This is a genomic window from Natrialba chahannaoensis JCM 10990 (genome assembly GCF_000337135.1).
Lineage (GTDB): Archaea > Halobacteriota > Halobacteria > Halobacteriales > Natrialbaceae > Natrialba > Natrialba chahannaoensis.
The window spans coordinates 1-1,581 of the sequence record NZ_AOIN01000007.1; the positions used below are offsets into that span (position 1 = coordinate 1).

A 1,581-nucleotide genomic window follows, 5' to 3' on the forward strand; every position below is an offset into this window, starting at 1 on the left:
CCTCCGAGCCGGCACACGTCTCACGTGCGCTTCAGGAAATGCGGGCAGACATCGCTGATGAACTCACCAGTGCTCGCGAGGAGTACAACGGACACCCTGACGAATTAACGCCCGTCGTTGAAGGCGTGTGGATTCGCATCGACGGAGCCGACGCCTGGAAAGGCGCGTGGTTCACCGCGAACAAACTCAGCAACGCCGACGAGTTCGCGGATGACACGATCATGAGCTTCCAGTACGAGTCGAACGACGGCGCGGACTCGAGGTCTGAGTTCGAAGTCGACTTCGAGGGTCGACCGGATGTCTTTGCGAGCCATCTTCGGTTCAACATGGAGCCTGAAGATCTGGCAAACCCGAACGGCGGTCGAACCGCAGAAGCAGAGTTCGCCATCGAGTTTAAAAATGAAGACGATCGAATCTATGGGGAGATGTTTGACGCCCTCGACGAGTTGCTCGCAGTCGACAATGCGTTCACGGTTACGATGCACACGCAAATCCGCGTGATCGAGTCCAGTGAGGTAACCCAGCTATGAGCAAGGGAGTAGCTGAGGGGAATTCGTTCGCCTTCACCACCGGTGCGTACGGGAATCGGCCTACATTTGTGCTGACACGCGAACGTGTAGAGGATCAGCACGAGATTTCACTGTACGAACTGGCTCCTCGTGATATCGCGACTGCTCGTCGGGAACGATTCGAGAGAGCGCGAAAGTCAGTGACTGTCTCAGTGTGCGAGTTGGAGGACGCGATCGTCGGTGAGAACTCCCCGTCCGAGCTCCCTGGTGCAGATGACACGGCCTATGACTGGGATGACTGGTGTGCGATCCGTATCGCCACTTTGCGTGGTGTGGCGTTTAACGAGGTAAGTTTCCTCATTGAATCCACCTTCCGTGAAATAAGCATAGATCCCGAGATAGTGTGTACAGGCGAGCCAGCAAGCGTCAGTCTCCCTGAGGCTGCTGGTGTCCGACTCTCGATTGCGTTTCGTGCGATGAAGCCGATGCGTCGCCGGGATCGCCTTCGAGAAGTAGCAAAAGGGATCGACCAGATGAGCCTCGGCGAATGCTATTACTGGCACGCCAAGGCCCGGTCACCGACGTCTCCGAGCGGAGTAAAGGCTCTACGAATACTACTAGCAGATCATATTAACTGATTCAGACAATGACCGAAAAAACCACTGGGGAACAAGAGATTTCAGTTGCACCGGACAAAGTCGCAATTGAGGGTAAGTTACCGTTGGCGGCAATCGATATTGAGAGTCAGAAAGATATGGGTAGTGGCGGTTGCCATCCTCTATTGAGTTTGCATAAGTGGTTTGCAGCTCGGCCAACACCTGTCTCTCGTGCTGCGGTTCTAGGTTCTGTGATTCCTGGTGATGTTGATCATGATGAATTTCTAAAATTGATGCAGATTGGTCCAAAAGGAATGCAAGATGGGATATCAGAGCATCTTCAAAAGAAGTTCTCTGAGACAAAGAGTGGATCTTACGAAAACCACTATGAGTGTGTCATAGAAAGCGTCACGTACGAAGCAGCAGGGTGCGCGAAGTGTGTCCAACACAAGCGCAACCCTGCAAGACGTAGCTTC

Annotated in this window: 2 protein-coding genes and 1 pseudogene; all 3 read left to right on the forward strand. The window is 53.5% G+C overall.

Translation table 11 applies throughout. The annotated features are described in order from the left end of the window. Positions 1-530, forward strand: a pseudogene (locus C482_RS00030) (ATP-binding protein); the annotation flags it as partial. After that, positions 527-1,147: a DUF7680 family protein gene (locus C482_RS00035; protein ID WP_006165178.1), complete on the forward strand. Its 621-nt coding sequence runs from the start codon at positions 527-529 to the stop codon at positions 1,145-1,147. The pseudogene C482_RS00030 and the gene C482_RS00035, both read left to right, overlap by 4 nt. Before the next feature lie 8 nt (positions 1,148-1,155). Further along, positions 1,156-1,581 (forward strand): DUF1156 domain-containing protein (locus C482_RS20085; protein ID WP_152421933.1); only part of this gene is annotated, 426 nt, incomplete at its 3' end.